The following is a 24953-nucleotide window of genomic DNA, read 5'->3' on the forward strand; positions in this document are numbered from 1 at the left end:
ATGGCTATAAAAGGTCAAAAGTTTAAGACGTACTCTGAGGAACTCAAGATGGAGGCAATCCGTTTGCACGTAGAGGAAAAATGGACGTATCGGCAAATCAACGATCATTTGGGAATCCAAGACCAGAGTCGGATGAAGCGTTGGATGCGAAAATACCGTGAAAAGGGTGAGTTTGGTTTACTGGATCAACGAGGAAGGCGGAAGGAATATTTAGATCAAGAGCGATATGTTCAGCAGTTGAAACGGGAGAATACGATGCTAAAAAAGTGTTTGGAAATCTGGATGCAGGAGGGAAAGAACAGCGCTTCAAGCTTATCGAACAAGCAGCGAATGTCGGCCAAGTAGCCGAACACTGCAAGCTCCTTGGCGTCTCTAGAAGTGGCTATTACGCGTATTTGAAGAGGAAGAAGAATGACCGAGATGCCGAGGCTAAACGACTCCTTCGCACCGTGTATCAACGCTACGAAGGAAAGTATGGCTACCGTCAGATCCAACTTTTCTTGTGGCAGGATGAAGGTGTATGGATGAATCACAAGAAAGTACTGCGCCTAATGCAAAAGCTTGGTCTTCAAGCCAGCATTCGCCGGAAACGTCGATTTAATATGACATACCAGGCTGCCGAGCGCGTGGCTGATAATCTGCTTAAGCGAAATTTCACAGCCGAAAAACCAAACCAGAAATGGGTGACGGATGTGACTCAATACCGGATAGGCGAGCGCTGGCTGTATCTTTCGGCAGTGAAAGACCTATTCAATAACGAGATTGTGGCCTACCAACTTAGCGAACGTAACGATAATGAACTGGTACTTCAGACGTTCGCTAAAGCATTTGCTAAGCGAAAAGACGTGTCCGGATTGGTCGTTCACAGCGACCAAGGGTTCCAGTACACGTCTCATGCTTACCACGACATGCTGCCAAAGGTTAGCGCCCAAATCAGCATGTCTCGCCGGGGCAATTGCCTAGACAACGCCTCCATGGAGAGCTTCTTCTCGCATCTCAAAACGGAAGGGCTCTATCCCTATGATATCCGAAATCTGGCAGAGGCACAAAGGAGAATTGAGAAGTACATACAATTTTACAACCAAAGGCGACCGCAGCGTAAATTAAACAAACTGACGCCGGTACAGTACCGGCGCCAGTTTGCAGCCTAGGTGTTTTTTCAATGTCCACTAAATGGGGTCTTGACCATTACCGGACAAGAGGTTTATATATAATTTTAGAAACGGTTATCGAGCCAGTCGGAGGCTGCATACAGCTCTCTTTTGCTCAGCTGATGGCCCTGGTTATCCCAGTATAGCTGAACTTCCGCGCCTGCCCCAGCTAGGAGAGATTCCAGCTCTTCCGTTTCGGAAACGGAGCAGAGCGGGTCGTTCTTGCCTGCGCCGATGAAAACCGGAACTCCGGTCAAATCCGGCAGCTGCTTTCCGCGCAAAGGCACCATCGGATGCAGCAGTGCAGCGCCCCAGAGCGCATTTTCGTAATGGAACAGCAGGCTCGCCGCAATATTGGCACCATTCGAGAAGCCAACCGCGATCATGCGGTCGCGTTGAAGTCCGTACTCTCGTGCTGCTTCATCCAAAAAATCATTGAGCTCTTTCGTCCGTAGAACGAGATCCTCTTCATCAAATACACCCTCCGCTAATCTGCGGAAAAAGCGCGGCATTCCATTTTCCGATACATTGCCGCGAACCCCCAGCACGGAGGACTCCGGCGACAGCATCTCGGCCAGCGGCAGCAGATCATGCTCATTCCCGCCTGTTCCGTGTAATAAGACCAATACCGGTGCGGCCGGATCCGATCCCTCTTTGAAAATATGCTGCATGCTTAAATTGCTCATTTATATTCCCTCCACTTCACGTACTTCAATCTTCGGTAAATTCTGTTCAATTAAATCCCGCTGCGATTCGTACCATTCCGGCAGCATCAGATGCGTACCAAGCTCCTCATCGGACTCATCACGCGCAAAGCCTGGAGGATCCGTCGCGATTTCGAACAGAATACCACCCGGTTCACGGAAGTATATCGCATTGAAATACTGCCGGTCAATCACCTGCGTCGGCTGAAACCCGATTTGTGCCAGCAGCTCACGCCACTTCCCATGCTCTTCATAATCTTTGGCGCGCCAAGCGATATGGTGAACCGTACCCGCACCGGGATTGCCCCAGTTTGCATTTGCAGCATTTACATCGATGATATTACCGATATCCCCAAAGCCTTTAAAGCGAACCAGTCCATTTTCTTCTCCCACACGATGAAGCCCCAGGACCTTTTCCAGCACCATCATCGTATGCTCCGACGCAACGCTGCTCAGCATCGCTCCACCGAAGCCCTTTATGGCATGCTCTGCCGGAATTCCATTAAAGGACCAGCGGCTAGGCGTTCCTTCCTCGCGTTCCACGAGCTCAATCTGCAGACCCGACGGATCGAAAAAGCGTATGAAATTTTCCCCAAAACGTGAGATCGCTTCATGATTGATTCCGAAGGAATCCAGCCGTTCACTCCAGAAGTTCATGCTTCCCTTAGGCACCGCGTATACGGTAATGCTCACCTGTCCGCCGCCGATCACGCCCGTTCTTGCGTTTTCTTGCGGGAAGAAGGTAATGATGGTGCCCGGGCTTCCGTTTTCATTGCCAAAATACAAGTGGTATACTTCCGGTGCGTCAAAGTTAATGGTTTTCTTCACTAGACGCAGTCCCAATACACCGGCATGAAAATCGACATTCTGCTGGGCATCATTTACGAATGCCGTGATATGATGAATACCTGCTGTTTTTAACATATCCTTCTTTCCTCCTTATGATTATTAACTCTTTAATTTAAGATTATTAATTATATAATATAACAATTAGAGATATATATCAAGTGTTTAATGTTTTTCTAATACATTAAAAAAGCCCCGCAGCTTCCATTAACCTGGAAGTACGAGGCGAGGCCTTTATTTTAGTTAAATGATCTTAGACGAGTGCTTTCGCGGCGATATCCGTTCGGTTTTGCTTGCCGCTGAACGTAATCTGCTCTGCCTGCTCATACGCTTTTGCACGGGCTTCGGCAATACCGGAACCCAATCCTACGACACCAAGCACACGGCCGCCATTTGTTACATACTGACCTTGTTCATTCCGGGCTGTGCCGGCATGGAACACAAGCGCATCCGTTGCGTTTCCGGACGGCTCCAGTCCCTCGATCGGAAGCCCTTTGGGATAAGTTGCCGGATAACCTTCGGAAGCAAGTACGACGCAGACCGCAGCCTCATCGCTCCACTCGATTTCCACATCGGAGAGTGTTCCATTCACCGCAGCGAGAAATATGTCCAGCAGATCGCTCTCCAGACGCGGCAGCACGACCTGGGTTTCGGGATCACCGAAACGGGCATTGAATTCAACCGTTGTCGGCGTTCCATCCGGCTGTATCATCAAACCGGCGAACAGTATACCGCGGAATGGACGGCCTTCAGCCACCATGGCCTTAGCTGTTGGCTTGATGATGTTCTCGATCGCGTTCTCGATAATTGCCGGATCAATATGCGGCAGAGGCGAATAGGTACCCATGCCTCCTGTATTGGGACCGCGGTCGCCGTCGAATATCGGCTTGTGATCCTGGGCAGCTGGCATTGGACGTACCGTTTCTCCATCTACAAAGGAGAGGATCGACATTTCCTGTCCCTCCAGAAACTGCTCAATGACAACCTGCGCTCCCGATTCGCCAAATACTTTGGCGACCATGATGTCATGCAGCGCCTGCTGCGCTTCTTCCATCGTGCGTGCCACGGTCACGCCTTTTCCTGCCGCAAGTCCATCCGCTTTAATGACAATCGGGGCTTTTTGCGTATCTAAGTAGGCAAGAGCCTCGTCATAGCTGTCGAATTTCTCATAAGCCGCAGTCGGGATATTGTATTTATGAAGCAGATCCTTCATGAAGGTTTTGCTGCCTTCGATTTCTGCCGCATTCCTGCGTGGTCCGAATACCGGAATTTCCTTCGCTTCGAACGCATCGACAATCCCATCCGCCAATGGATCATCCGGACCGACAACCACTAGTCCGACTTGTTTCTCGGCTGCAAAGGCCGTGAGCTTGTCGAATTCATTCACACCAATCGGTACGCACTCCGCAATCTGCCCGATCCCGGCATTTCCCGGTGCGCAGTAGATACGGTCTGCCTTTGTGCTTTTATTCAGCGCCCATACGATTGCATGCTCGCGGCCTCCGCCGCCAATGACCAAAATATCCATGTCCGCCTCCTGTTCCTATCCCCGTTATATTTCAGGCCCCACCCAAGCTGCTTTCAACCTGCAGCAGGCGGAGCCCGTTTTCAATTTCATATGTCTTCTCTGTTTACTGCCATAATTGGCCTTTATCTCTATGGGTAATTAGTGTTTAAAATGTCTTACGCCGGTAAATACCATGGCGATGCCGTATTCGTTAGCCACTTTAATGGACTCTTCATCCTTGATGGAGCCGCCTGGCTGAATGACCGCGGTAATGCCTGCTTTCGCTGCAAACTCAAGCGTGTCGCCCATTGGGAAGAATGCATCGGATGCCAGAACGGAGCCTTTGGCTTTCTCTCCTGCCTGTTCGATGGCTATTTTGGCTGAGCCCACACGGTTCATTTGTCCGGCTCCGACCCCAACGGTCATGTTGTCAGCAGCAAGAATGATCGCATTCGATTTCACATGCTTAACAACCTTCCATGCGAAGAGCAGCTGCTTCAGTTCCTCTGGTGTAGGCTGACGGTCGGTCACGACCTTCAGATCAGCCGCATCCAGTGCATGGACGTCGCTTTCCTGCACGACCATGCCGCCGTCGATGGATGTCACGACAAAACTGCCCTTACGCTCACGGGAAGAGCCGAATTCACCCATTTTCAGCAAGCGGATGTTTTTCTTTTTCGTCAATATTTCGAGCGCTTCCTCGGTGAAGTCCGGTGCAAGCACGATTTCAAGGAAAATTTCGCTGAGCAGCTTCGCCGTATCGCTGTCGATCATACGGTTCGCAGCCACGATGCCGCCAAAGATAGAAGTTGGATCAGCGCTGTATGCCTTTTGATAAGCCTCCAGGATGCTTTCGCCTACCCCCACACCGCAAGGATTCATATGCTTAACGGCCACCACCGTTGGCTCGTCAAACTCTTTCACGATTTGCAGCGCTGCATTGGCATCATTAATGTTGTTGTAGGAAAGTTCTTTGCCATGAAGCTGCTCTGCTGTCGTCAACGTGCCTGCAGGAGCCAGCGGCTTGCGGTAAAATGCAGCTTTTTGATGCGGATTTTCCCCATAGCGGAGATCCTGAATTTTTTCGTAGGTCACTGTATAGCGCTCTGGGAGCGGTTCGCCAGTTACATTCGACATGTAATCGGAAATAAGTGCGTCGTATGCGCCAGTATGGCGGAAGACTTTGGCTGCAAGCTGTTTGCGTGTATCAAGGGTGGTATCCCCCTGTTCGCGGATTTGCTGAACGACAGTACCATAATCATCGGAATCTACAACCACGGTCACGAATGCGTGATTTTTAGCTGCCGAGCGGAGCATGGTTGGACCGCCGATATCGATATTTTCAATCGCGTCCTCATACGTTACATCCGGCTTGGCGATGGTTTCCTGGAAAGGATACAGATTAACGACAACCAGATCGATATAATCCAGTCCCAGATCCTTCATCTGCTGCTGATGCTCTTCGCTGTCGCGAACGGCCAGCAGTCCACTGTGTACCGCAGGGTGGAGAGTTTTGACACGACCGTCCAAAATTTCAGGAAATCCCGTCACGTCGGAAATACCGATGACTGGCACGCCTTCTTTCGCCAGCAGACTCTTCGTTCCGCCTGTCGAAATAATTTCCACGCCGAGTGTAGACAGCTCACGGCAAAAATCTACGATGCCCTTCTTATCCGAAACGCTAACCAGAGCTCTTTTTATACCCACAATATGCTCCTCCTTTATAGTTGAGGCTGATGCAATCCTGCTTATCGCGATTCATGGACCCAATATATAGATCATGTTTACCGTTAACGTTGATATATTGAGTTTAATAAGCTGCTATCTGGCTTGCCCTAATCCCCTCGTGTAAAAACGCTAACTTTCGATGGACCGTTATTTATTTCCCGAGAAATATCGAATGCACGTACCCGGAGAGCCTTCGTTTGAAACATACTTACTGACAAAAAATTAAAATAATTACGAGATACGCCGAACTTGTCGTCTCAGCAATATTCCTGCTTAGCTTTTCCTCGCTACCGTTACCTGTCTGCCTTCAAGCTGCACAAGACCTTGGGCAAGCCAGGAGACAACCTCTGGATACAGCTCTTTTTCGACGCCATGCACAGCCTGGGCGAACGACTCAGCCGTTTCTCCAGAGACGATATGAATCGCCTTCTGTGCGATGATCGGACCCGTATCCATGCCTTCATCTACAAAATGAACGGTGACACCGCTCAGCTTCACACCATATTCCAGCGCTTGTCCGATGGCATCTTTGCCCGGGAAAGCAGGCAGAAGAGAAGGATGAATGTTGATAAGACGTCCTCTATACTGATGGACGATAACCGGCGTCAGCAGCCGCATATATCCCGCTAGCACTACCAGATTCACCTGCAGCTCTTCGAGCCGCAAGACAATTTCATGCTCATAAGCTTCACGTGACTCGTAATCCTTGGGATTAAATATATGTGCCTTGATGCCCAGCTGTTCGGCACGCTGTACTACGGGTGCGGAAGGCTTGTCACAGACAAGCAGCGCAATCTCCGCTCCGCCGAGACTGCCTGCGCTTGCCGCTTCCGCCAAAGCTTGAAAATTGCTGCCCTCGCCAGAAGCAAACACAGCAATACGATAAGTGCTCATTAAACGTCAGCTCCCGTAAAGGTCACGACCGATTCTCCTGAAGTAACCTTTCCGATGATATACGCCTCTTCGCCTTGCTCCTTCAACAATCCGACTGCCTTCTCCGCATCCTCAGCTGCCACGACAAGCACCAATCCAATGCCCATATTGAAGGTGGTAAACATGTCCCGGTTTGTAATGCCGCCTTTGCTTTGCATCAGCTCGAATATCGGAAGAATCGGCCAGGAGCCGTATTCGATGTCGACATTCACATCATCAGGCAGCATCCGCGGAATATTTTCAACAAACCCGCCGCCGGTGATATGTGCCATGCCTTTAACCTGCAGCTTTTCAAGCAGAGCAAGCAGCGGTTTGACATAGATTTTCGTAGGTTCGAGAAGTGTATCTCCCAATATGCCGCCGAGCTCAGGGATCGAATCATGCAGGCTGTATCCCTGCTGCTCCAGCAGCAGCTTCCGAACGAGGGAGAAGCCATTGCTGTGTACGCCGCTGGATGCCAGGCCAATCACGGTGTCGCCAGAAGCGATCGTGGAGCCGTTGATGATTTTGCTCTTGTCGACCACACCCACTGTGAAGCCTGCGATATCGTATTCGCCTTCCGAATACATACCAGGCATTTCTGCCGTTTCGCCGCCGATCAAAGCACAGCCGGATTGATGACAGCCTTCAGCGATACCTGCAACGATCGCTTCGATCTTTTCAGGCACGACCTTGTCACAGGCGAGATAATCCAGGAAGAAAAGCGGCTCTGCGCCCTGAACGATAATATCGTTCACACACATAGCAACCGCATCGATGCCGATGGTATCATGACGGTCCATGGCAAAAGCGATTTTCAGCTTTGTGCCAACCCCATCTGTTCCCGATACGAGCACTGGCTCTTCATACTTATCCTTGTTCAATCCGAACAACCCGCCAAAACCGCCAAGATCGGTCATGACTTCAGGACGGAACGTCCGCTTCACATGCTTCTTCATGCGTTCTACCGCTTCATTGCCTGCCGCAATATCGACACCAGCATTTTTATAGGCCTCTGACACTTCCCACGACACTTCCCTTCAGCAAAGTTATTTATCACTTTCGTTCAGTCCATTAGCAACCTGATAAATGATTCATATATTTAATGATTAACAGCTGCAGCCAAACTTCTCTTCCCCGTTGAAGTCTATGCGCGTCGGGTAATCATTATCGAAGCAGGCCAGACATAGACCGCCCTTGTGATCTTCCGCGTTATTGCCCGCAATCGCTGTGATCAAGCCTTCAGGACTCAGGAATGCAAGCGAGTCCGCATTGATCTCACGACAAATTTCTTCGATAGATCGTGACGATGCGATCAGTTCACGCCGGTCCGGTGTATCGATGCCATAGAAACATGGATTCTTAAACGGAGGCGACGTGATCCGTACATGGACTTCAACAGCGCCCGCTTCACGAAGCAGGTTGACGATCCGGCGAGACGTCGTGCCGCGCACGATGGAATCATCAATCATGACTACACGCTGTCCTTCCACCACGCGGCGTACCGCGCTCAGTTTCATCTTCACGCCCTGCTCACGCAGTTCTTGGCTTGGCTGGATGAAGGTCCGGCCCGTGTATTTGTTCTTGATCAGCCCAAGCTCGTAAGGAATGCCTGTCTGTTCCGCGTAGCCAATGGCCGCCGAAATGCTCGAATCCGGAACGCCGGTCACAATATCCGCGTCCACGAACGATTCCAGAGCCATGCGGCTGCCCATACGCTTACGCGCGGAGTGCTGGTTGGAGCCGTTCATATCACTGTCGGGCCGTGCAAAATAGATATATTCCATCGCACACAGCGCTTTGCGGTGCTTTTTCTCTTCAAAACGATCCTCGTGCAATCCATCGCGGTCCAGCACAAGCAGCTCGCCTGGCTCGATATCCCGTATGGATTCCGCACCGATGGTTTCGAACGCACAAGTCTCGGAAGCAAAGATATAAGCATCACCGAGCTTGCCCATCGTCAGAGGTCTCAGACCATGCGGATCGGAAGCCACCAGCAGCTTGTCATTGGTCATAATCATGAACGCATATCCACCGACAATCCGGTTAAAGGCATCCTTGGCCGCCTCCACAAGATCTTTTGAGGAGCGCGCAATCAGATGGGCAATAACCTCTGTATCACTTGTCGTCTGAAAAATCGATCCGCTCTCTTCCAGCTCGCGCCGGATTTGCGGTGCATTCACGATATTGCCGTTGGTCGCCACGGCAAGATCACCCGCGCGGTACTTGAAGACCAGCGGCTGAGCATTCGTCAGCTTGCTGTCCCCGCTGGTTGAATAGCGCACATGACCAATGGAGATGGATCCGGTCAGCGATGCCAAGGTATCCTTGTCGAATACCTCCTTCACCAGACCCATGCCGCGGTGGTAATGGAATTCTTCACCATTGCTGACGCAGATCCCCGCACTTTCCTCACCGCGATGCTGAAGGGCGTGAAGCCCATAATAGGACAAGGATGCGGCATCCGAGTGTCCATAGACCCCGAATACACCGCATTCTTCCTTCAATTTGTCGAACAGGCCTTCCTTGCCTGCGCCTTCATTATAATAGTCTCCGGTCCACAGCGTTTGCGGTGCTATTTCATGAGACATGGAATCGCATCCTCCCAGACTTGACGCAGCCCTTTGACCGATTCATTCAATGCCGGCGCGTCGTTGATATCTACCACCAGACTCTCGCCGCCGACAGAGCCGATCAACGTCACCGGGACGCCCTGCTCCGTCAGATACGCTTGCAGCTTGTCCGCTTGATTCTTGGCAGCAGACAGCAAAATACGCGACTGCGATTCGCTGAAGAGTGCCAGATCATGGCGGAGAGCCGTGCTGATGGACACGCTCGCACCCAGCGAGCCGCTAATGCAGGACTCTGCCAGTGCAACGGCGAGTCCACCCTCGGACAGATCATGCGCTGACTGTACCAAGCCGCTTTGGATCGCACCAAGGACGCCTGATAGCAGCTTTTTCTCCGTATCCAGATCGAGCACTGGTGGTCGGCCTTCCGTTACGCCATGGACCGCATATTGAAGTTCGCTTCCGCCCAGCTCAGCCTTGGTCTCACCCAGGAGGAAAATCACATCGCCTTCCTGTTTGAAGCCCTGGGTAGTAATGTGGTCTGTATCATGCAGCAATCCAACCATGCCGACAACCGGAGTCGGGTAAATGGCCCCACCTGCATTTTCATTGTACAGGCTGACATTTCCGCCGATGACCGGCGTATCCAGCACCCGGCATGCTTCCGCCATACCATCGACTGCACGTTCCATTTGCCAGAAAATATCCGGTTTTTCCGGACTGCCGAAGTTCAGGTTATCCGTAATCGCGAGCGGCTCTGCTCCTGTGCAGACAATATTGCGCGCCGCTTCGCTGACTGCGATTTTGCCGCCAACCTCAGGGTCCAGATATACATAACGTCCATTGCAATCCGTCGTCATCGCGAGGCCTTTGCGCGTGCCGTTAATTGTAATTACCGCCGCGTCGGAGCCCGGACGTACCGCCGTACTGGTGCGGACCATATAGTCATATTGATTGTACACCCATGCTTTGCTTGCAACCGTCGGAGAAGCCAGTACCGTCTTCAGGGCACCGCCCAGGTCCTTCACTTCGTCATAACGTAGGGTATCTACTTTCTCATTGTCCACGTAATAACCTGGAACACTTGATGGCTTCTCATAGACAGGGCACTCATCTACGAGCGCTTGTACCGGCATATCACCGACCAGATCACCGTGATGGAACAGCTTCAGACGACCATCGTCCGTTACTTTACCAACCTTGGCGCAGATAACACCCCAACGTTCAAAAATTTCCATTGCTTGCGCTTCATCCTTCGGCTCCACAACGAACAACATCCGTTCCTGCGACTCGGACAGCATCATTTCATAAGGACTCATGCCTTCTTCACGCTGCGGAACCTGATCCAGGTAAAGCTCGAGACCGTTGCCTGCTTTACTCGCCATTTCCGAGCTGGAGCAGGTCAGACCTGCCGCGCCCATATCCTGAATACCCAGCACGATGCCGGTATCAATCAATTCCAGGCAGGATTCCATCACGAGCTTTTCCATGAACGGATCGCCGACCTGTACCGCAGTTTTCTTCGCTTCCGACTCTTCACTCAGTTCAACGGAGGCAAATGTCGCACCATGAATACCGTCACGGCCGGTAGGTGGGCCCACGTAGAATACAGGGTTGCCCACGCCTTTGGCTACGCCGCGCTGGATTTTATCATGATCGATGAGGCCTACACACATCGCGTTCACAAGCGGATTTCCGTCATAACTGTTGTCGAACATCACTTCGCCCGCTACCGTCGGAATACCGATGCAGTTGCCATATCCCGCAATCCCGGATACGACATGCTCGAATAAATATTTTACGCGGTCGCTCTCCAGTTTGCCGAAGCGCAGGGAGTTCAGCAGCGCAACAGGTCTTGCACCCATCGAGAAAATATCACGGATAATGCCGCCAACCCCAGTCGCCGCACCTTGGTAAGGCTCTACTGCTGAAGGGTGGTTATGACTCTCGATTTTGAAAACAACAGCCTGATTGTCGCCAATATCGACAATGCCTGCACCTTCTCCGGGACCCATTAATACACGAGGTCCGCTGGTCGGAAAGCGGCGCAGAAGCGGCTTCGAGTTTTTGTATGCGCAGTGCTCGGACCACATAACGCTGAAAACGCCGATCTCTGTATAGTTAGGCTGACGTCCCATAAACGAACAGATCAGCTCATATTCACTATCGGACACGCCAAACTGCTGATATATTTTCTGCTCCGCAATTTGCTCTGCGGTCGGTTCCTTAGCGGACACTTGCTGTGCCATGGGTATCCCTCCAAGCCTTCAGGATTGATGTAAACATGCGTTTTCCGTCTGCCGAGCCGAGCAGGTCATTCACGGCCCGCTCCGGATGCGGCATCATGCCAACGACATTTCCCCGCTCGTTGCAGATCCCTGCAATATCGGCCAGAGAACCGTTCGGATTATCCTTATACTTAAACACGATCTGGTTGTTCTGCTGAAGCTGTTTCAGCGTCTCTTCATCACAGTAGTAATTGCCCTCGCCATGTGCGATCGGGATGACAATTTCCTCATTCAGATCAAAATCATTCGTGAATGGCGTTTGATTGTTAACCACCTGAAGTGCAGTATCATGGCAGCGGAATTTCATGGATGTATTGCGCAACAGCGCCCCAGGAAGAAGACCCGCTTCCGTCAAAATCTGAAAACCATTACAGATGCCAAGAATATATTTGCCTTCTGCTGCGACCTTGGACACTTCATTCATAACCGGAGCAAAACGGGAAATCGCCCCGCAGCGTAAATAGTCGCCATAAGAAAACCCGCCTGGAACCAAAATACAGTCATATGCGGAAAGATCGGTAGCCGTATGCCACACGTAATCGACAGGCTCTCCAATTGCTTCTTCCACTGCTTTGTAGCAGTCAATATCACAGTTGGAGCCCGGAAAGACGAGAACTGCAAATTTCATGGATGTTAGCCCTCCAATTCGTAACGGTAATCCTCAACCACCGTGTTCGCCAAAAGCTTTTCGCACATCTGTTTAACCTGGCGCTCCGCCTCAGCACGATCATCCGTGTTCAGGCTAAGCTCCATATATTTTCCGATACGCAAACTTTCGACTTCCTGAAACCCCATCGAATGCAGCGCTCCTTGTACCGCAACACCTTGCGGATCGAGTACGCCCTGCTTAATTGTGACATAAACCGTAGCTTTCAACATATTCCTCTGGTTCCTCCTCAGGTTAGATAGAATGAGCTTAAAATATAGTTGGATAAGTTCGCTAAAATAGATTGTGTAAGACTATCCTCACTTCGCATGCGGATTATTCTTCCGATCGCTGTTGTCCTCCGATTTCTCTGATTGAAGTAAGTCATTGTCGAAATCGGAGGACAAAGGCGAACGCTACGCTTCTTCAGAATAATTCCGCCTGCTCCGTTGAAGTAGAATTACTTCTGCAGTTCATTTTCTGCTTTTTCAGCTTCCGGTTCCGTACCTGCTTTTTGACGCTTACTAGGCACATTTGAAATATTCCAATCTAAAATGTAGCAACTGATTTACAAATCTCAGAAACCTTACGGTACCCCTTACGCCTTCTCGGTCAATCTGCGGTAGATATCCACGTACCGGCGCGTCGTTTCTTCCACCACTTCCGCGGGAAGCGGAGCCGGCTGGCTGTTCTTGTCCCATGACGTAGAAGCCAGATAAGTGCGGACAGGCTCTTTATCCATGCTGTCGATTTCGATATCCAAAGCGTAATTCTCCTTCGCCCAGAAGCGTGAAGAATCAGGTGTGAAGATTTCATCAATCAGGATCACCCGGCCATCCAGAATACCGAATTCGAACTTGCAGTCAGCTAGAATAATTCCGCGTTCCGCGCAGTAATCCCGGGCAAAGCCGTACAGCTTAAGGCTTTTCTCCTGAAGCTCTACCGCAAGCTCGTCACCGATCATCGACTTCATTTGTTCCATGGAAATGTCTTCGTCGTGACCGACATCGTTTTTCGCGGCAGGTGTGAAGATCGGCTCCGGGAAAGGCTCATTTTTACGGATGCCCTGCGGCAGACGGATTCCATTCACTTCTCCCGAGGTTTGATACTGTCTCCAGCCGCCCCCGGTGATGTAGCCTCTGACAACGCATTCCATATCGATACGCTGCGCCTTGCGGACCACCATGATCCGGTCCTTCAAAAGCGCTTTGTCCTTCGCGATATTTCCCAATTGATCCACATCAGTATGAACCACGTGGTTTTCCATCAGCTCGCGGGTCTGTTCGAACCAGAAGGCGCTAAGCCGGTTCAGAACATTCCCTTTCTCCGGAACAGCCGGGTCCAGCACATAATCAAATGCGGAAATCCGGTCTGTGACGACGATCAGCACATGTTCCCCCAAATCATACAGCTCACGTACCTTGCCCTTATAAAGCAGCGGCGCATCAACAAGTTCCACAGCAGTGGATACGGCCGGTGATGTCATGTGAATCCTCCCCACTTTTTCCTTCATCATTGATCTCATTCACCTGATTAGGCGGATTGAAGATTAAATCAGGCCAAGCTTTTTGAAAATCGTATCTACATGCTTCAGATGCCATGAAGGGTTGAATGCATCTTCGATATCTTCCGCGCTCAGCGCTTCCGTAATTTCAGGTGTTGATTCTACGATGTCGCGGAACTGGCGCTGCTCTTCCCAAGCCTGCATTGCGCGCGGCTGCACCGTATCATACGCCTGCTCGCGGCTGAAGCCCTTGTCGATCAGCTTGGTCATGACGCGTCCGGAGAATGGAACGCCGAAGGTACGGCCCATGTTGCGCTTCATATTTTCCGGGAACACCGTCAGATTCTTCACGATGTTGCCGAAGCGGTTCAGCATGTAGTTCAGCAGCATGGTTGCATCCGGCAGAATAATCCGTTCCACGGAGGAATGCGAAATGTCGCGTTCATGCCAGAGTGCCACGTCTTCGAATGCCGTTACCATATGTCCGCGGATCACGCGGGAGAGACCGGAGATGTTCTCGCAGCCGATCGGGTTGCGTTTATGCGGCATCGCCGAGGAGCCCTTTTGACCTTTGGCAAAAGCCTCTTCCACCTCGCGAACCTCACTCTTTTGCAGGGCACGGATTTCAGTCGCGAATTTATCCATCGAAGTTGCAATCAGCGCGAGTGTTGCCATGTATTCGGCATGACGATCACGCTGCAGCGTTTGTGTAGATATTGGAGCCGGGCTGGTTCCAAGCTTCTTGCATACGAATTCCTCCACAAACGGATCGATATTCGCATAGGTGCCGACAGCGCCGGAGACTTTTCCGAACTCCACACCTTTGGCTGCATGGCGGAAACGCTCCAGATTACGCTTCATTTCCTCATGCCACAACGCCATTTTCAATCCGAATGTTGTCGGTTCGGCATGCACACCATGCGTGCGGCCCATCATCGGAGTGTCCTTGTAGGCAATAGCTTTGTCCTTTAAGATTTCGATGAAACGGATCAAATCCTGTTCAATAATTTCATTCGCCTGGCGCAAAAGATAGCCAAGAGCTGTGTCTACCACGTCGGTGGAAGTCAGGCCATAATGCACCCATTTGCGTTCCTGTCCAAGGCTTTCGGACACGGTACGGGTAAAGGCAATTACGTCATGACGTGTTTCCTGTTCAATTTCATTAATGCGCTGAATATCAAACGTGGCATTCTCACGAAGCAGCTTCGTATCTTCCTTCGGAATGACTCCGAGCTCCGCCCATGCTTCACAAGCGCATAATTCTACTTCAAGCCAAGCCTTAAATTTATTCTCCTCGGTCCAGATGGCCCGCATTTCCGGTCTGCTATAACGTTCGATCATTGATTATCCTTGCCTCCAAATGTGAGTTTGTTCGATCCAGTCCAGCGCATGCTGAACATCTTTGCATAACAGGTTCATATGGCCCATTTTGCGGCCAGTCTTGCTCTCATTCTTTCCATATAAATGAAGCTTAGGCACGGCGCCGTATTCGTTCAATGCTTGATCCGGCACGCCTGCCTGCTTCACGACTTCTTCCAAATGCTGTCCGAGCACGTTCACCATAACAACGGGACTGAGAAGCGTGGTATCTCCGAGCGGCAGATTGCAGATCGCCCGCACATGCTGCTCAAACTGTGAGGTTGCACATGCCTCCATCGTGTAATGTCCGGAATTGTGAGGGCGGGGGGCCACTTCATTCACATACAGTCCGCCGTCCTCCGTCACGAACATTTCCACGGCGAGAAGGCCAGCCACGTTCAGGCTTTCCGCCAGCTTTTCTGCCAGCTTCCGCGCTTCACGTTGGACGCTTTCCTCTACTCTTGCCGGCACGATGGACAAATGCAGGATGCCGTCCACATGGATATTTTCCGAGACAGGAAAGCTTTTCACTTCACCCTTCGGGCTTCGTGCAGCAATAACGGAAATTTCCGCTTGGAAAGCGATAAATTTCTCCAGCACCAGCTCTCTCCCAGAAGCCGCAAGTTCCTCGTAAGCTGCTTCCAGTTCTTCGCTTGTGCGAATGACCGCTTGTCCCTTTCCATCATAACCGCCGGTTGCCGTTTTCAGCACACAGGGTAGACCCAGCTCTTCTGCAGCCTGGATCAGGCTCGACAAATCCGTAATCTCGCGGTATGGTGCGACGGGTATTCCTGCCGACTCCATTGCCCGTTTCTCCCGCAGTCTGTGCTGAGTTGTGTAGAGCAGCGTGCTTCCCTGCGGTACGTACGATTCCTTTTCGAGCAGGGCAGCAACATCCGCATCCACATTTTCAAATTCATACGTAATGACATCCGATGCCAAAGCCAAATTCCGCGCTGCCGCTTCGTCGCTATAAGATGCTTCAATCTGCGGTGTAACCTGCCCGCATGGCGCTCCCGGCGTCGGGTCCAGTGTAATGAACCGGTATCCCATTGCCGTTCCAGCCAGCGCCATCATGCGTCCAAGCTGTCCCCCGCCCAAAATACCAATCGTTGCGCCGGGAAGCAGCGTTTTCGTATCCATCAGAGGTCTATTCTGCAGTTCTTTACTCATAGCGAGTCACTGCTTTCCAGCACTTCATTACGGATATGATCCCGCCGTGCCTGAACCCGGTTTTGAATGACAGGATCAGAAGTCCCAATGATCTGGGCTGCCAGCAGTCCTGCATTTGTCGCTCCAGCCTGACCGATGGCCACTGTAGCGACTGGAATTCCTCCAGGCATTTGTACGATCGAAAGCAGGGAATCCAGTCCGTTCAGTGCTTTGGTCTGCACCGGTACGCCGATTACAGGCAGCACCGTTTTGGCGGCAACCATCCCCGGCAAATGCGCGGCACCGCCCGCACCTGCGATGATGACCTTAATGCCCCGCTGCGCAGCTTCTTCCGCGAAGCTAAACATCAAATCCGGCGTACGATGCGCGGATACGACCTTTTTCTCATAAGGAATATTCAGTTCATCAAGCACTATGCAAGCGTGCTGCATCGTTTCCCAATCCGATTTGCTGCCCATGATGACAGCGACCGATGCTGACATGTTTCTACCTACTTTCATGTGGTTTTTTAGCGATCTGTATTTTTTATCAAAAGCCGAAAATTAGACCAAAAAGCCCGGTCCCAAGAAAATGGTGATTTTCAGGATACCGGACCATGTCAGGAATACATATACGCTTGGGTGCATCATTGATTGATCACAAAAGACACACACCAAGATCGGAATGGCCGTACAGCCTCCCTTGCGGTATTCCCTCGTAGTCCGGAAATTTACGGTCTCCGGGTAGAAACTTCCGGGCCTTATTCCCGGCGTTATACGAGCATTTTTTCAATTGTATATGATAGCTGATATTTGAACGCCTCCGTTTAGGAGGACTTACATTTATCAGTTTAACAATCCCCTACATCACATGTCAACTCAAACACGAACAATTAATAGAATCATAAATTTAATGTTCGTTTTTTGACCTATTCATACCTAAAAAGCAAGCCAGTACACCTTCAAACTCCGGCACACTGGCTTACAATTTTAATATTTGATTACTTAATCACAAGAACAGGTATACGGGCATGCTGCACCACGTTGTGGCTGACACTACCAAGCACGAATTCACGAATTCCGCCTAAACCGCGGCTGCCAATAATAATGACATCCGAGCCTTTTTCCTTGGCATATCTCAAGATGGTTTCTGCGGGAGCTCCCTGGATCATTTCCACGTTGAAGCTTACGCCCTCGTCCGTCAAGCGCTTTTTCGCTTCGTCAACGGTCTGTTCAGCCAAATCATAAAAATCCTTGTTGACAGACGCCGGAATCGGAGCAAGCCCTTCACCGATAAAGACACGCGGAAAATCGAATGCATGCAGGACCTGAATGACCGAACCTGGTGCTGCATGAGCCAATTCAATCGCACGGTCAAGAGCCTTATTGGAAGCTTTGGAACCATCATAAGCCAGAAGAATTTTGGAGAATAACATGTGAACCCACCTCTTCTTTCTCTGTTTTGTTGAATTGCCATGTATTAAACGATTTAACCTTGAATCCATTCCGTTAATCATAAATACAAATGGAACAGATCCAGCTCAAGATAGAAGAAAATCGATAAAGCCTGTTGTAGTGCAGCTGCTAGCTTAAAAAATAGGCGTACAGAACGGCATTCACAAACAATAGCAGAGGGATGCCAATGCGAAAACTCAGATGGCGCGTCTTATGGCGCTTGCGGTACATCGCGATCCATACACCAAGCGATCCGCCGATTGCCGCCAGTAAAAAAAGCGTTCTCTCAGGTACGCGGTCGCGCCTGTTCCTTGCTCTTCTTTTATCCTCTGACATCACCAGGTAGCCCACTGCATTGATGAAAATAAACCATACCCATAGGGCTGTTCTCACCGGGGAACCACCTCCGTTCAACCTGCCTAGCTTCATTATAAATCTGTATCGGGCCGGAAACAATGTCAAAACTCAAAATTATTTCAGTTTCTAAGGTATATCTGAGTGAACCTGGTTTACCTGGCGTTATTTATCGTTTTTCTGCTCCATAGCGGCTTTTAGCAGTTCACCCAAATTAGAGACGGCAGACGATTCCTGGCTGGAATATTGCTGGACAAGCTTACTCGCTTCCTTCTTATTCACATGCTTATTGTCCTTATTCATCGTCTCGGTAATTCCGCAGGACAGGCACTGCACATACATGCCAGCCTTGCCTTCCTTCATCTCCATCTTCTTATGGCACTGCGGACAGCGGCGGTTCGACAGGCGCTTTTCATCGGAGCGACGGTAGCCGCAATCATCACTTGGACAAATCAGCATTTTACCACGCTTGCCCTTCTTCTCCAAAAGTTTTGTTCCGCATTGCGGGCAGTGGCTGTTGGATACGTTGTGAGGCTTGTAGCCGGCAGAGCTATTTTTTACCCCGGTCACCAGATCCTTGGACATGCTCCGAATCCCCTGAAGAAAAGGCTCCGGCTGTCCTTGACCGCGGGCGATTTTCTCAAGCTCGGCTTCCCAGCGGGCGGTAAGCTCCGGCGTACGCAGTTCGGGCGCAACCAGCTCAATCAGCTGCTTTCCTTTGCCGGTCGGATGCAAAAGATTGCCCTGACGCTCAATCGTATCGGAGTTAATCAGCTTTTCTATGATATCCGCCCGGGTGGCAGGCGTGCCCAGTCCATGCTTTTCCATTTGCGAGAGCAGGCTTGCTTCGGTGTAACGCTTCGGCGGAAGCGTTCTTCCTCCTTGAACATGAACACGCTGCACTTTGACGGAGTCTCCCTCATGAAGCTCAGGGAGCAATGAAGAACTGTCATCCGTATCCCCATCATTATCCTCATCGGAGAGATCATCCGCTTCAGCCCCATAGACCTCGCGCCAGCCTGCGTCCTTGATCGTCGTACCTTTGACATGCAGCTGTTCTCCCTCGACCTGTACAATGACGCTCACATTGTCGTAACGTGCAGGAGAATAGAACAGACTGATAAAGCGGCGCACTATCAGATCATACAGCTTGCGCTCCTCCGTATTCAGCTGATTCAGCAGCACAGTCTCTTCCGTCGGAATGATCGCATGATGGTCACTGACCTTCGAATCATCGACAATCCGTTTGGTTATCGGCAGATTCTTGCGCAGCAGTGGACGGGCAAGTGTCGCATAAGGGCCGATGGCCACGCTCTCAAGTCGCTCCTTCAAGGTATGAACCATGTCGGATGTCAAATAACGGCTGTCCGTGCGCGGATATGTAACCAGCTTATATTGTTCATACAGACGCTGCAGTACATTGGATGTCTGCTTTGCGGAGAATCCATATTTACGGTTCGCATCTCTCTGAAGCTCTGTCAGATCATACGCAAGCGGATGCGGCTCGACCTTCTCCGACTTTTTCACCTGCGTAATCTTACCGTACTGGCCCTCCAGCTTCTTCTTCAACGAATCCGTATTTTGGCGCTCGAAGATGCGTGCGTCTCCATTTTTACCGCGCCAGTTTGCCGAAAAGCTGCCGAAATCCGCTTTCAGTGTGTCATATTCCTGGGAACGAAAATTCACGATTTCATTTTCCCTGTCCATAATCATACCAAGCGAAGGCGTCTGTACACGGCCTGCGGACAGCTGGGCACTATACTTGACTGTCAGTGCACGCGTTACGTTAAGCCCAATCATCCAGTCTGCTTCGGCCCGGCAGCGTGCCGATTCATATAATCGGTCAAACTGGTTGCCCGGACGCAAAGACGCAAAACCTTCCTTGATCGCTTTATCTGTCTGAGATGAAATCCATAGGCGCTGAAACGGCTTGTTCCAGTGGGCCATTTTCAAAATCCAGCGTGCCAGGAGTTCCCCTTCGCGTGCCGCATCCGTCGCTATAATCAGCTTGTTTACATCCTGACGCTTGATCATCTGCTGAACGACTCTGAACTGCTGGCCGGTTTCCCGCAGCGCCTTCAGCTTCATCGTTGCCGGCAGGATCGGCAGATCCTCAAGATTCCATGTCGCATATTTGTGGTCATAGTCTTCCGGCTCGGCCAGTCCTACCAAATGACCCAGTGCCCAGGTGACAATATATTGAGGGCCTTCAAAATATCCCTTGTGCTTTTCCCTGCTTCCCATGACCCGCGCAATTTCACGCGCCACGGATGGTTTTTCAGCTAATACGAGTGATTTCATAACGCTCCCCTTTCTGAAGATATCAAAATTCAATGAACCCCGAGGAATCCCCATCCTGATATCGCAAGAAAAACCTCCACTAGATGCGGTCCAGCTTCTGTGAGAGTATGTCGATTGACGTTTTTTTCTCTTGCTTCTATTATACCATCCAATGCCCCGCGTCATGAAATGGGCTTTATAGCTCTTTAAACAGAAAAAACCTTCCAGGCCATAAGTGGATACGAATATCCGCAAACGGCACCAGAAGGAACTTTCTATACATCATTGCACTTTAGTACTTATATCAAGGGTACAAAGGTACTGCTATTGCTACTATTGCTACTCTTGTTTCGAAATCTGATTCAAGCTGGGCGGTACCTTGGCTGCCTTTTCCGGGTGCAGCGTGATGGCTTCCTCTTTGATGCTGGCTTTATTTTGCTGGTTGTTGATTTTAAACGGTTTATGATGCGGCACGACTATCCCCCCTTTCCGTTATCAATCCCCTAATCCGGTTTCTTTATCCCTGTAAAATAGTTCTTAAAGACTATTCATCGGTTAATCATGAAAGCATTACAGGAATTATAGAGAAAAATATAGATTATTTTGTCTATTTTTGTTAAGTTAAAATTGGCTAAATAAACCATTGCAGCTTTCAAAATGTTATAAGCTGTATCATTTGAACCATGCGGGGTGAATAAACAAGTCATTGTAAATATATAAACCTATAAATTAGGTACTTAGTCGTATGTGAATTATTAACGAGTATATAGGGGGTCCCATGCAGTGAAGATGCGTAATTTATCATTAAAATACAAAATTTCCTTACTTTTAATTCCCGTCATCATCGTCGTATTTATGCTCATTCTACAGTTGAACATCAATACATTGAAGTCTGGCTTATCCCGGGATTTGGAGCATGAGCTTGAAGGTGTCGGTAATTTAACCGCGATGCAGCTCGATCCTGTTCAAATTACTTCGTTGGTCAATCAAACAGGGAAAGACAATCCCGATTTCGAAAAGGTACAAAACCAGCTGGATTTTATTCAAAAGGTTCAAGGCACGATGGCCTCCAGCTATGTATGGAGGATTCAGGACGGACAAATTTATCCGGTCGTCTTCACGTCTGACCTTAATGAAGTAATGACGGAATTCAACAAGCCTTTGGATGGGTTAGCTGCAGATAATGTTAATGCCGCGCAAAAAGCCTATGAGACCGGCACACGACAGATTACGGGGATGTATGAGGATGCTCTAGGTTCCTGGAGAACCATCATGCAGCCGATCCGGAGCGAAGGGAAAGTCGTCGCGGTTCTCGGCATCGACTATTCCGCGGGTTATATCAATAATGTCGTCAGCGAATCACGGACCAAGCAAATCATCATTACCCTTGTCGGCATTGCCGTTACAGGATTGATTATTTACTTCGTTATTTACCGACTTTTGCTGCCTCTCCGGAATATCGTAGGTATGGCTAACAAAATAGCAGATGGCGATCTCACCACACAAGATTTCAGTTCCGATTCGAATGACGAAATCGGACAGCTGTACAATTCGATTAGTAAGATGAACAGCCATCTTCGTTCACTTATCCACAACATTCAAGAGCAATCCAGACTTATGATAAGCTCATCCGAACAGCTTCAAACAGGCGCTTTGGAGACAGAAAACTACTCCTTGTCCGTCACGAAGGATATTTCCGAGGTTGCTGGGCAGACAAGCACCACCTCCAAAATTGCCGATGAGACCGTTATTGTTCTGGAAGAGACTGCTCTTGGCATACAACGGATTGCCGAATCTACTTCATCTGCGTCGGAGGAGTCCAACCAGATGGCTGATAACGCTGAATCCGGTCATCATGCGCTTCAGGAAATGATGAATCAGATGGAAGCAATCAACATTTCCGTAGGTAAAATCTCGGATGTTCTTCATAACCTAAACCTGCGTATTACGGAAATCGGTACCTTTACTGACCTGATTACCGAGGTCTCCCATCAGACCAACCTGCTCTCACTCAATGCTTCGATTGAGGCAGCACGGGCAGGGGAGCATGGGGCAGGCTTTGCCGTTGTGGCAAGTGAAATACGAAAGCTCGCCGAAAGCACGAACAAATCTGCTGCCGGTATTTCAGATCTGGTATCGCGTATTCAGGAGAGCACCAACGATTCCATGGAAGCAGCAGATCATGGACAGCAAGAAGCAACCCGCGGGCTATCCCTTGCATCCGAGGCTGGGCAATCCTTTAGCCGCATTCTGCAGTCCACAAGCAATGTAGCGATGCAGATGCAGGAAATATCTGCTTCCCTTGAGCAGATTTCAGCTTCCTCTGAAGAAGCGACCGCATCGGTTACCGAACTGAAATATGCGGCAGGCAACATTGCCCGTACCTCTGGCCAAGTATCGGATGCCGCGGGTATGCAGCTTGATTTAATCCAGGAGATCAGCAAATCTACCCAATCCTTAAGCTCGGTCAGCCGTCAGCTGCAGGAAATGATTATGGTGTTTAAAGTATAACAAGCACGAGACAAGTTTATTCCCCCATAAAAAAGCGCTGGAGCCATAGCTCCAGCGCTTTTGATATTTCAAATGAATCACCTGCTGGATTGTTGTCAGCCTGTCACTATGCAAGCTTCAAAGTAAGAGACGCCATCAGGAGCCTGTCCCCTGAAATAAAGCTTGCCGTCAACGGAATCCGAACGGTAAATTCCCATCTCATCTCCTGCCAATGCTTCGTGCTGGTACGTGATTTTAAATGATTTTATAAGAAGCTTATCGAGTTCTTCTTTACGAAGTGCGTCCATGCATAGATCGGCGTAACGGGAATTGTTAAGATGTCCGTTCGCATCGATACCACTATAACGGACGACGGAGAGATAAGCTTCCTGCATGACCGTATCTTCGGGAATTTTCACCTTGTCTGGCGCCTCTCCTACCGAATCATCAGCCTTAATCGGCACCTCAAATGGAAATGCGGAAGGGCGCAGCACTTTCCGTTTGCTTATATCCACTAGAGCCCAGATGCTGCATGCTTCAGCAATCGTCTTCCCCTCAGGATCCATAATTCGAAAGTCACGCTGCCAGAGGGCACCCTTCGGTCCTTTATTCCATGTTTGAATCGAAATATCTTCCAGTGCTTTTGGCATCCGCTGAAAGCGCAGCTCCATTGTAATCAGCATCCATCCCATTCCCTCAGCGATCATCTGATCCCGCGTAGCGCCGAGACGCTCCAGATCGGCATCAGCCGTGCGCTGCATCAGAGCAAGCAGTACCGATAGGCGCGCTTCCGATTTATAATCAATGTCATTGGAATGGATGAGATAATTTTCATTCCATTTGATATCCATATGCGTTCACTCTCCTGTACTTTATAAATCATACTCCTCCTCATCACCAAAAACCAGGCAAGCAATCCTTAGAAACAATTCATTTGGTCGTATCACGTGTCGACCTTAAAATAATAAAAACGCTATTATACTTGGCTAATCTGTACAGCTCTTTTGATCTGCTAGTCCACCCTGGAAGGTGACAGATCATGATCCTATGATCTCGGATGACGTGAAAATTGGCTTTGGCGGAGGTCCACTATGGACTTCGGAAAAATGGCGACCTCACGCTCAGCAAATCTGAACCGATTGGAGTCTTCATTTCATAAGCTGGCTGATCTCTCAGTAGTAGGAGGGGATTGGAACAACAGATGAGGCATATCCAAACTCACAGCTCGCTTCATCCATCATGTGCAGGATCTCAATACGATGGTTGATATTCCGGTGCAAGTTAAAAGAACTCCGCGAGCAGGATAATCCCCTAATCGCAGAGTGTGCCATGCAGGAAGGCAAGCTGGTCTAGTCGGTAACGAACATTATGAACATAAATTATGAACATAAACGAATGTGAAAAGATTTTGAAGATGCTTCTTCCCTAAGTTATCCTCATGTTCATAACTAGCCGATAACTTTGCCCATGTCAGCTATTTTTACGTAAAGCTGTGTATTATGGGGATGAAATTGTGAATTTGTGGAGAACTTTTTGTGAGATTCTCTAAAATTACAATTTTCGATTGATTTTTCTGTGCATAAGTATTTTTCAAACTAGAAAAGGAGGAAAACCTGTGGATGAATAAAGTCCACTTCAATAAAGTATCCACAAAAGGGGACAAAAAAACCACCATCGATTATTCATCAACAGTGGTTCTTCGCTTGGCGGCATCCTACTCTCCCAGGACCCTTCGGTCCAAGTACCATCGGCGCTGGAGGGCTTAACGGTCGTGTTCGGGATGGGTACGCGTGGAACCCCTCCGCTATCGCCACCAAACAGGATTTTTGCGCTGTCTTCGCTTCGATGATTACTCACCAGCAAAAGATCCATCCTTAGAAAGGACATGCAGCTTAAAAATCAGTTCAGATGTTTGATCACCTGAAAACTAGATACGAAACGAATTTGCGATTTAGTACATATGCTTACGAAGTAACTTTACTTCGTAAAGTTTTTAGGATAAGCCCTC

General features: G+C 49.7%; 22 protein-coding genes, 1 rRNA gene, 1 riboswitch and 1 other annotated feature (1 of these 25 cut by a window edge). Of the genes, 3 read left to right on the forward strand and 20 right to left on the reverse strand.

Annotated features, from left to right (window positions below; translation table 11 throughout):
• Together E6W40_RS27795 and E6W40_RS27800 are read left to right on the forward strand one after the other, a co-directional pair.
• The gene (locus E6W40_RS27795; protein ID WP_246072784.1) at nt 1-345 is read left to right on the forward strand and encodes a helix-turn-helix domain-containing protein; all 345 of its coding nucleotides are present in this window, start codon (nt 1-3) and stop codon (nt 343-345) included.
• Nucleotides 267-1151: an IS3 family transposase gene (locus E6W40_RS27800; RefSeq protein ID WP_168928788.1), complete on the forward strand. Its 885-nt coding sequence runs from the start codon at nt 267-269 to the stop codon at nt 1149-1151. The genes E6W40_RS27795 and E6W40_RS27800 overlap by 79 nt, the downstream gene beginning before the upstream one ends.
• A gap of 65 nt (nt 1152-1216) precedes the next feature.
• On the opposite strand, the gene E6W40_RS27805 is transcribed toward E6W40_RS27800, so the two are convergent.
• The 18 genes from E6W40_RS27805 to E6W40_RS30310 all read right to left on the reverse strand — a co-directional run bounded on the left by E6W40_RS27805 (nt 1217) and on the right by E6W40_RS30310 (nt 20929).
• Nucleotides 1217-1822, reverse strand: a complete 606-nt coding sequence (locus tag E6W40_RS27805) for an alpha/beta hydrolase (RefSeq protein ID WP_136608944.1) — start codon at nt 1820-1822, stop codon at nt 1217-1219.
• A 15-nt stretch (nt 1823-1837) separates the two neighbouring features.
• Nucleotides 1838-2779, reverse strand: a complete 942-nt coding sequence (locus E6W40_RS27810; protein WP_136608812.1) for a ring-cleaving dioxygenase — start codon at nt 2777-2779, stop codon at nt 1838-1840.
• Nucleotides 2780-2954: 175 nt separating this feature from the next.
• Nucleotides 2955-4229 carry a phosphoribosylamine--glycine ligase gene (gene purD, locus E6W40_RS27815; protein ID WP_136608813.1) on the reverse strand — a complete coding sequence of 425 codons (1275 nt, stop codon included), beginning with the start codon at nt 4227-4229 and terminating at the stop codon, nt 2955-2957.
• Nucleotides 4230-4367: 138 nt separating this feature from the next.
• Nucleotides 4368-5915, reverse strand: a complete 1548-nt coding sequence (purH, locus tag E6W40_RS27820) for a bifunctional phosphoribosylaminoimidazolecarboxamide formyltransferase/IMP cyclohydrolase (protein WP_136608814.1) — start codon at nt 5913-5915, stop codon at nt 4368-4370.
• A gap of 294 nt (nt 5916-6209) precedes the next feature.
• Nucleotides 6210-6830 carry a phosphoribosylglycinamide formyltransferase gene (purN, locus tag E6W40_RS27825; RefSeq protein WP_136608815.1) on the reverse strand — a complete coding sequence of 207 codons (621 nt, stop codon included), beginning with the start codon at nt 6828-6830 and terminating at the stop codon, nt 6210-6212.
• Nucleotides 6830-7870 carry a phosphoribosylformylglycinamidine cyclo-ligase gene (gene purM, locus E6W40_RS27830; RefSeq protein ID WP_136608945.1) on the reverse strand — a complete coding sequence of 347 codons (1041 nt, stop codon included), beginning with the start codon at nt 7868-7870 and terminating at the stop codon, nt 6830-6832. Before purM ends, purN begins: the two co-directional genes overlap by 1 nt.
• A gap of 87 nt (nt 7871-7957) precedes the next feature.
• Complete coding sequence (gene purF / locus E6W40_RS27835) at nt 7958-9439, reverse strand: amidophosphoribosyltransferase (protein ID WP_136608816.1); 1482 nt, start codon at nt 9437-9439, stop codon at nt 7958-7960.
• Nucleotides 9424-11667, reverse strand: coding sequence for a phosphoribosylformylglycinamidine synthase subunit PurL (gene purL / locus E6W40_RS27840; protein ID WP_136608817.1), 2244 nt, complete (start codon nt 11665-11667; stop codon nt 9424-9426). Before purL ends, purF begins: the two co-directional genes overlap by 16 nt.
• Nucleotides 11645-12334 (reverse strand): phosphoribosylformylglycinamidine synthase subunit PurQ, encoded by a 690-nt coding sequence (gene purQ / locus E6W40_RS27845; RefSeq protein WP_136608818.1) that lies wholly within the window; start codon nt 12332-12334, stop codon nt 11645-11647. Before purQ ends, purL begins: the two co-directional genes overlap by 23 nt.
• 5 nt (nt 12335-12339) lie before the next feature.
• The gene (gene purS / locus E6W40_RS27850) at nt 12340-12585 is read right to left on the reverse strand and encodes a phosphoribosylformylglycinamidine synthase subunit PurS (RefSeq protein WP_136608819.1); all 246 of its coding nucleotides are present in this window, start codon (nt 12583-12585) and stop codon (nt 12340-12342) included.
• A 365-nt stretch (nt 12586-12950) separates the two neighbouring features.
• Entirely contained in the window at nt 12951-13838 is an 888-nt protein-coding gene (locus E6W40_RS27855) for a phosphoribosylaminoimidazolesuccinocarboxamide synthase (RefSeq protein WP_136608820.1), read from the reverse strand.
• 63 nt (nt 13839-13901) lie between these two features.
• The gene (purB, locus tag E6W40_RS27860; RefSeq protein ID WP_136608821.1) at nt 13902-15197 is read right to left on the reverse strand and encodes an adenylosuccinate lyase; all 1296 of its coding nucleotides are present in this window, start codon (nt 15195-15197) and stop codon (nt 13902-13904) included.
• A 3-nt stretch (nt 15198-15200) separates the two neighbouring features.
• Nucleotides 15201-16388 carry a 5-(carboxyamino)imidazole ribonucleotide synthase gene (gene purK / locus E6W40_RS27865; protein WP_136608822.1) on the reverse strand — a complete coding sequence of 396 codons (1188 nt, stop codon included), beginning with the start codon at nt 16386-16388 and terminating at the stop codon, nt 15201-15203.
• Complete coding sequence (gene purE / locus E6W40_RS27870; RefSeq protein WP_136608946.1) at nt 16385-16870, reverse strand: 5-(carboxyamino)imidazole ribonucleotide mutase; 486 nt, start codon at nt 16868-16870, stop codon at nt 16385-16387. Before purE ends, purK begins: the two co-directional genes overlap by 4 nt.
• A 195-nt stretch (nt 16871-17065) precedes the next feature.
• Nucleotides 17066-17167: riboswitch (purine riboswitch) on the reverse strand.
• A gap of 200 nt (nt 17168-17367) precedes the next feature.
• On the reverse strand, nt 17368-17802 hold the full coding sequence (locus E6W40_RS27875; protein ID WP_136608823.1) for a universal stress protein: 435 nt from the start codon (nt 17800-17802) through the stop codon (nt 17368-17370).
• Nucleotides 17803-17950: 148 nt separating this feature from the next.
• Nucleotides 17951-18214: a DUF1294 domain-containing protein gene (locus E6W40_RS27880; protein WP_136608824.1), complete on the reverse strand. Its 264-nt coding sequence runs from the start codon at nt 18212-18214 to the stop codon at nt 17951-17953.
• 126 nt (nt 18215-18340) lie between these two features.
• Entirely contained in the window at nt 18341-20476 is a 2136-nt protein-coding gene (locus E6W40_RS27885) for a DNA topoisomerase III (RefSeq protein ID WP_136608825.1), read from the reverse strand.
• Nucleotides 20477-20794: 318 nt separating this feature from the next.
• Nucleotides 20795-20929, reverse strand: coding sequence for a hypothetical protein (locus E6W40_RS30310; protein WP_281281520.1), 135 nt, complete (start codon nt 20927-20929; stop codon nt 20795-20797).
• Nucleotides 20930-21244: 315 nt separating this feature from the next.
• Here E6W40_RS30310 and E6W40_RS27890 point away from each other — a divergent pair, with 315 nt between their 5' ends.
• Complete coding sequence (locus E6W40_RS27890) at nt 21245-22966, forward strand: methyl-accepting chemotaxis protein (RefSeq protein ID WP_246073239.1); 1722 nt, start codon at nt 21245-21247, stop codon at nt 22964-22966.
• A 95-nt stretch (nt 22967-23061) separates the two neighbouring features.
• Here the strand turns inward: E6W40_RS27890 and E6W40_RS27895 are convergent, their stop codons facing one another.
• Together E6W40_RS27895 and rrf are read right to left on the reverse strand one after the other, a co-directional pair.
• A complete protein-coding gene (locus tag E6W40_RS27895) occupies nt 23062-23796 on the reverse strand; it encodes an acyl-[acyl-carrier-protein] thioesterase (protein WP_136608827.1) in 735 nt (244 codons plus the stop codon).
• 850 nt (nt 23797-24646) lie between these two features.
• Nucleotides 24647-24763, reverse strand: a 5S ribosomal RNA gene (gene rrf / locus E6W40_RS27900).
• Between the two features lie 124 nt (nt 24764-24887).
• Nucleotides 24888-24953, reverse strand: a sequence feature (16S ribosomal RNA rRNA prediction is too short) (it continues 184 nt past the right edge of the window).

The sequence above is a fragment of the Paenibacillus dokdonensis genome, from assembly GCF_004916975.1.
Lineage (GTDB): Bacteria > Bacillota > Bacilli > Paenibacillales > Paenibacillaceae > Paenibacillus_AQ > Paenibacillus_AQ dokdonensis.